Raw genomic sequence first — 5093 nt, 5'->3', positions numbered from 1 at the left:
TTTCCGATCCGATTTCCTCGGTGCTTTCCAGGTTCCCGCTTTCGCGTTTCCCTTTCCGGCGGTTCCGACTCTATCAGATCCTTTCGGGCTCTGATTCCCCGTCAGAGGGGGTTGTCTCCCCGGCTGTTGGGCCGTTCCGACGTCTTAAACCTTAGCGGACCTTCTCGGCGATTCCCAATCGGGGTCGATCGGGCCGACGAGAGTCCGGCGGAATTGAATTCGGGCGCGCCGAAGTCATTCCCGCTCGGGGATCGTGCTGGTGGTTTGATTGCCGCTGCTGCGGCGGGAGGTGCTGCCGCAGAACCGTTACGGTCCCGTGGCAACCCGAAGAACCTTACGGATCCCGCAGGGGACTGTCAAGCACAGCTGTCAAGATCTTTAATCCAGGTCGCTGAGCCGGCCACCGGCGTCCGGCTGGGCGTGCTCCACCCTGCGCAGGAGGCGGGTGAGTACCTCGCCGAGCGCGGTGCGGTCGTCGGCGGAGAGGTCCTGGAGCAGGTCCTCCTCGAAGACCGTGGCGAGGCGCATGGCCGCCAGCCACTTCTCCCGCCCCTCCGCGGTGATCGCCACGATCACGCGGACCCGGTTGGTCTCGTCGCGCTCCCGGGTGACCAGGCCCTCCGTCACCATGCGGTCGATGCGGTGGGTCATCGCGGCCGGGGTGAGGCCGAGGCGCTTGGCGAGGTCGCCGGGGCCGAGGCGGTAGGGGGCGCCGGAGAGCACGAGGGCCTTCAGCACCTCCCAGTCCGTGTTGCTGATGCCCAGCTCGGCGGTCTGCCGGCCGTACGCGACGTTCATGCGGCGGTTGAGGCGGGAGAGCGCCGAGACGATCTTCTCGACCTGGGGGTCGAGGTCCTGGAACTCGCGCTGGTAGGCGGCGATCTGTTCTTCGAGTGTCGGCTCGCCGGCGCCGGAGGTGTCGCCCATGGCCGCAGTATGGCACGCGGCTCCTTTGCCTTGAAGTCCTTCGGTATGTACTCTTTACCTTCGAACTTTAGCTTCTAAGTCTTCAGCCTTCAGCTCTGACGGCTGCAGCGATCGATCCCGAGAGATCAAGAGAGGGTGAACGTGACCAGGGCAATGGGCGCGGCGATGCGCCGGATCCACGTGGGCAACGCACTCAGCGCGTTCGGACTCGGCTTCACGGTCCCCTACCTGTACGTCTATGTGGCGCAGGTACGGGGACTGGGCTCTGTCACGGCGGGCCTCGTGCTCGCCGTCTTCGCCGTGGCCGCGCTGATCGTGCTGCCGTTCGCCGGGCGGGCCATCGTCCGGCGCGGGCCGCTGCCGGTGCTGCTGGTCGCCCTGGTCACCGCCGCGCTCGGCGCGATGAGCCTGGGCCTGTCCGCCTCCGCGGGCGCGGTGCTGCTGTCCGCCGCCGCGCTCGGTGCGGGGCAGGCCGTGATGCAGCCCGCGCTCGCGACGATGATCGTGGACTGCTCCACGACGGAGACCCGGTCGCGGGCGTTCGCCATGCAGTTCTTCCTGCAGAACCTGGGGCTGGGCGTCGGCGGGCTCATCGGCGGTCACCTGGTCGACACCACGAGCGCGTCCTCCTTCACACTGCTGTTCGCCATCGAGGCGGCGATGTTCCTGGTGCTGGTCGCCGTCATGGCGACGGTGCGGGCGCCGCGCGCGCCGCGGATCGAGGAGGCGCCGGGGCAGTCCGGCGGCGGGAGCTGGAAGCAGCTGCTGGGCAACCGGGCCATGGTGCAGCTGTGCGTGCTGGGCTTCGTGCTGTTCTTCGCCTGCTACGGGCAGTTCGAGTCGGGGCTGAGCGCCTACGGCGTCGAGGCGGCCGGGATCTCGACGTCCGCGCTGGGGACGGCGCTGGCGGCGAACACGCTGATGATCGTGGTCGCGCAGTTCGCGGTGCTGAAGTTCGTGGAGCGGCGCAAGCGCTCGCGCGTGATCGCGTCCGTGGGGCTGATCTGGGCCGTGGCGTGGGCGGTGGCCGGATACGCCGGGCTGGGACACGGCAGCCAGACGATGGCCACGGCCGCCTTCATCTCGACGTACGCGCTGTTCGGGCTGGGGGAGGCGATGCTGTCGCCGACGCTGGCGCCGCTGGTGGCGGATCTGGCGCCGACCGGGCTGGCCGGGCAGTACAACTCGGCCTTCGCCCTGGTGAAGCAGCTCGCGCTGGCGATCGGTCCCGCGGTGGGCGGGCCGCTGGGGGCCTCGCTGCACGCGCCGTACATCGTGGCGTTCCTGTTGTTCTCGCTGGGCATCACGGTGCTGGCGGTGCGGCTGGGGCGGCAGCTCACGGACGTACAGAACCAGCCGTCGCTGGCCAGGAGCCGGGTGGTCACGCAGGGCGGGGCGCCGGCCGAGACCGTGGCGGTCGCGGAGGCGTGAGCCGGGCGGGCCGCGGCCGGGGAGCCCGGCGCCCCCGCCGTCGGCTCACGGCTTGTGCAGGACGAACTCGCACCACACCGCCTTGCCGCCGCCCGGGGTGCGGCGGGACCCCCAGTTGGAGGCGATCGTCGCGACGATGGCGATGCCCCTACCGGACTCGTCCCCCGGCTCCGCGCGGCGGCGCCGGGGCAGGTGGTCGTCGCCGTCGGTCACCTCGATGATCAGGCGGCGGTCGGTGCGGCGCAGGCGCAGCCGCATCGGCGGGGTGCCGTGCTGGAGGGAGTTGGCGACCAGTTCGCTGGTGGCCAGGACGCCGAGGTCGTGCAGGTCGGCCGGGAAGCGCCAGCTGGTGAGGACGCCGGAGGCGAAGGCACGCGCGCGCGGGGCCGCCTCCACCCCGCCGAGCAGCTCCAGGGCGGCGTTGCGGAACAGCTCGGCCTCGGCGCCCCGGCGGGCGGGGTGCTGGAGGACCAGGACGGCGACGTCGTCGTCGTGCGCCGGGGTGACGCCCGCCGACCGAATCAGGCGGTCGCAGACGACCTGCGGGGTGCCGACGGCACCGGACAGGGCGTGCTCCAGGGAGGCGATGCCCTCGTCGAGGTCCTCGTCGCGGCGTTCGACCAGGCCGTCGGTGTAGAGGACGGCCGTGGCGCCGGGGGGCAGGGCGATGGAGCCGGAGGCGTGGATCCAGCCGCCGGTGCCGAGCGGCGGGCCGGTGGGCTCGTCGGCGCGCCGCACGGTGCCGTTCTCGTCGCGGACCAGGATGGGCAGGTGGCCGGCGGAGGCGTAGACCAGCCGGCCCTCGTTCGGGTCGTGGATGGCGTAGACGCAGGTGGCGATCTGGTTGGCGTCGATCTCGGCGGCGAGGCCGTCGAGGAGCTGGAGCACCTCGTGCGGGGGCAGGTCGAGGCGGGCGTAGGCTCGCACCGCCGTACGGAGCTGGCCCATCACGGCCGCCGCGCGGACGCCTCGGCCCATGACGTCGCCGATGACCAGGGCGGTGCGGCCGCCGCCGAGGGTGATCACGTCGTACCAGTCGCCGCCGACCGCGGCCTCGGTGCCGCCGGGGTGGTAGGTGGCGGCGACGCGCAGGTCGTCGGGCTCCTCCAGCTTCTGCGGCAGGAGAGAGCGCTGCAGGGTGACGGCGGTTTCCCGCTGGCTGCGTTCGCTCGCGCGCAGGCGCCCGGCGGCCTCGGCGTGGTCGGTGACGTCGGTTGCGAACACGAGGACGCCCCGGCCGTCGCGTCCGCCGCGTCCGTCGTCTGTGCCGGTGTCGGTGTCGGTGACCGGGGTGCAGGTGAAGGTGTACGAGCGGCCGTCCGGGGCCTTGCGGGACTTGAGGGTGCGGGGCCTGCCGCTGCGCTGGACCTGGTCCAGGAGCGGGAAGAGGCCCGGCTCGTCCAGCTCGGGGAGGGCGTCGCGGGCGCGGGCGCCGAGGTCGCGCCTGCCGAAGGCGGCGACGTAGGCGTCGTTGACGTAGGCGAGGCGGTGCTCGGGGCCGTGGAGGAGGGCGACCAGGGCCGGGACGCGGTCCAGGACGTCCCGTACGGGCAGTTCGTCGACGGCGGGGACGTCGGGGGCGGGCGGGGCCTCGTCGGTCAACTGCTCGGCGCGGGCGGCGGGTACGGAGCCGTCCGCCCGCCGGTCCGGGGAGAGGGCCGTGTCGGTCCGCGCGGCGGCGCGGCGCTGTGTTCCGGGGAGTCGGGCGCTCCAGCGCGTGAAGTTCACGAATCCTTGCCTCGTGTAGTTGTCGGCGGCCGGGGACCGGGACGGGCCGGGGGCGGCCCGGGCCCCGGGGGCCGCGCTGGGGCGAGCGGCGGAGCGCCCGCGGTGGTGGACCAGTCTGGCAGGGTGCCCGCCCGGCCGACATCCGTCAGACGCCCCAGTGGCCGGGGGAGTTCCTGAGTCCGGTCAGGACGACCCCTTCGGGTTGTGCGGGGGCTCCTGAGAAGGCTTTCCACCGGCCGCGAGTTCGAACTCCGCCCGCGGATGTTCGAGTGATCCCAGGGAGACGATCTCCCGTTTGAAGAGTCCGGCGATCACCCATTCGGCGAGCACGCGCGCCTTGCGGTTGACGGTGGGGACGCGGCTGAGGTGGTAGGCGCGGTGCATGAACCAGGCGGGGTAGCCCTTGAGCTTGCGCCCGTAGACGTGCGCGACGCCCTTGTGGAAGCCGAGGGAGGCGACGGAGCCGGCGTACCGGTGCGCGTACGTGTCGAGGGGCTCGCCGCGCAGGGCGTGGGTGACGTTGTCGCCGAGGACCCTGGCCTGGCGTACGGCGTGCTGGGCGTTGGGGGCGCAGTACCGGCCGGGCTCGGGCGCGGTGACGTCGGGGACGGCGGCGGCGTCCCCGGCAGCCCACGCGTGCGGGGCGCCGTCGACCGACAGGTGGGCGGTGCAGGTGAGCCGGCCGCGGTCGTCCAGGGGCAGGTCGGTGGCGGCGAGGAGCGGGTGCGGTTTGACGCCGGCCGTCCACACGACCGTACGGGTGGGGAAGCGGGAGCCGTCGCTGAGGACGGCGACGCGGTCGGCGCAGGACTCCAGGCGGGTGTCCAGGCGTACGTCGATGTTGCGTCGGCGCAGTTCGGTGACGGTGTAGCGGCCCAGTTCCTCGCCGACCTCGGGCAGGATGCGGCCCGAGGCCTCGACGAGGATCCACTTCAAGTCCTCGGGGGTGACGTTGTGGTAGTACCGCGCGGCGTAGCGGGCCATGTCCTCCAGCTCGCCGAGGGCCT

4 protein-coding genes are annotated in these 5093 nt (G+C 72.5%); 1 reads left to right on the top strand and 3 read right to left on the bottom strand.

The features are described 5' to 3' along the window. Positions 1 to 378: 378 nt before the first annotated feature. The gene (locus tag K7854_RS37050) at positions 379 to 927 is read right to left on the bottom strand and encodes a MarR family winged helix-turn-helix transcriptional regulator (RefSeq protein WP_127895651.1); all 549 of its coding nucleotides are present in this window, start codon (positions 925 to 927) and stop codon (positions 379 to 381) included. 153 nt (positions 928 to 1080) lie between these two features. Between K7854_RS37050 and K7854_RS37045 the strand changes: the two genes are divergently transcribed. Beyond that, positions 1081 to 2358: an MDR family MFS transporter gene (locus K7854_RS37045; RefSeq protein WP_226030952.1), complete on the top strand. Its 1278-nt coding sequence runs from the start codon at positions 1081 to 1083 to the stop codon at positions 2356 to 2358. 45 nt (positions 2359 to 2403) lie between these two features. Here K7854_RS37045 and K7854_RS37040 read toward each other — a convergent pair whose 3' ends face one another. Next, positions 2404 to 4086, bottom strand: coding sequence for an ATP-binding SpoIIE family protein phosphatase (locus K7854_RS37040; RefSeq protein ID WP_226030951.1), 1683 nt, complete (start codon positions 4084 to 4086; stop codon positions 2404 to 2406). 183 nt (positions 4087 to 4269) lie between these two features. Continuing rightward, positions 4270 to 5093, bottom strand: an 824-nt coding sequence (locus K7854_RS37035) for an NAD(P)/FAD-dependent oxidoreductase (protein ID WP_226030950.1), incomplete at its 5' end; no start/stop codon positions are given.

This window comes from Streptomyces hyderabadensis (genome assembly GCF_020404845.1).
GTDB classification, from domain to species: Bacteria; Actinomycetota; Actinomycetes; order Streptomycetales; family Streptomycetaceae; genus Streptomyces; species Streptomyces hyderabadensis.
The sequence above is the reverse complement of the archived record's forward strand: the minus strand, read 5'-3'. Positions and strand labels throughout refer to the sequence as shown.

What these genes read in the sequence shown, in the direction of transcription:
- K7854_RS37050 (WP_127895651.1), bottom strand. Translation starts at nt 927, where the DNA reads ATGGGCGACACCTCCGGCGCCGGCGAGCCGACACTCGAAGAACAGATC.
- K7854_RS37045 (WP_226030952.1), top strand. Translation starts at nt 1,081, where the DNA reads ATGGGCGCGGCGATGCGCCGGATCCACGTGGGCAACGCACTCAGCGCG.